Raw genomic sequence first — 1,431 nt, 5'->3', positions numbered from 1 at the left:
TGTCAGGGAGCAAACTGATCCCTGACACCGCCAATGCTTTTAAGCCTGGGCGATTAACTCACTTATGATCAGCTGACTGGCTTCCCATCTGTGCTACTTGTCCTTGTATGCTACTTGTCGTGGTATCCAACACCAGGCATGGCCTCTTGCTGAATTTGAACTGCTGGCATCAATTTCTCTATATAAATTTCTCTGACTGTTCAAATACATGTTTCCCCATAACCGGATCTCTTTTTGGATCCTATGGTGATCTGCCAAAAGAGAGGATTATTTTTAACTTGTTTTAGGAATTGTGCTGTTGCACTCAGTTGTCGTAGGTAATCTTTACTAGTCAGATCGATTTATAGGTGATGGGGTGATGGGGTGTAGTGAGTGATTAAGGTGTAGCGATAGGGTTTGAAATTGGTATTAGGGTAAGCTATCAGCTATCAGCGATTAGCGCTACGCGCACGCTACTTGAGGTGCTATCAGCTATCAGCTGTGGGCCTGTGGCCAAGCTACACCGAACAGCTTTTGAATAAAATAAGCTGACCGCTGACCGCTGACCACTGACCACTGACCGCTGACCGCTGACCGCTGAATGCTTACGTATTAGGGATATATTGCGTATATATATATATATTTTTTTGCGTATATATATATAAGTAGTACAGTTAAAAACAAATAACTGTTAATTGTCAGCTCAAGTCAGCAGCATTAGATTTATGCTATCCACACAATCTTCCATCAAAAGCCTGATTTCCGCGATCGCATTAGCTGGTTGTGTCTTGACCGGGCTATCGGTTCGGAGCTTAGCCCAGAGTAATCCCGGATTGGTACTCTGGAGTGGTGTTAAGCGGGAAAATATCCTGAGATATCACCTAGATTTTAACGGTGCCCCCAATTACTGGGATCGTTACCGCTTGAAGATTCCCAAGAAGAAACTGGAATTGGGAGTTGCTCAGTTTTCTATTTCTTATCCAGATTACTACGATGGTAAGTTCGACGTGGACAAAATTGAGGTGCGCGTTGACGGTAAATCCCTCCCGGTCTCTGAAGTAGTCTGGGACAAAGAGAATTATAGCGTTCAGATTTACATGGAAGAGCCAGTTCCAGCCAATGAAAATGTGGAATTAGTATTTTCCAATGTCAAAAACCCTGATGGGGGTACTTATTACTTCGTTTGTTATGTCTTAGCTGCTGGTGATATTCCACTACCCACTTATGTCGGTACCTGGATTGTGAGTATTGGTCGTTAATCTATTGTAGTTCTGAATTGGGTCAGGTAACTCGTCCTAGGTTTTAGGGAGCAGGGAGCAGGGAGTAGGGAGTAGGGGAAACAGTGTGGGTTTTCCGGTGTAGGGTAACCGTCACCCCGTCATAGCCTCTCCCCATCTCCCCAAAGCGCCCCCATTCAGAATTTAAATCGGTGACAGCTTATTCCCACTCCCA

At 44.5% G+C, this 1,431-nt stretch carries 1 protein-coding gene; it reads left to right on the top strand.

The genetic code is table 11. The features are described 5' to 3' along the window. The first annotated feature begins 704 nt into the window (after positions 1–704). Complete coding sequence (locus F6J94_RS33830; RefSeq protein ID WP_293048321.1) at positions 705–1,238, top strand: DUF2808 domain-containing protein; 534 nt, start codon at positions 705–707, stop codon at positions 1,236–1,238. Positions 1,239–1,431 lie beyond the last annotated feature (193 nt).

The organism is Moorena sp. SIO1F2, from assembly GCF_010672755.1.
GTDB lineage: Bacteria > Cyanobacteriota > Cyanobacteriia > Cyanobacteriales > Coleofasciculaceae > Moorena.
Note: the sequence above shows the minus strand (reverse complement) of the source record. Positions and strands in the feature narration are given on the sequence as shown.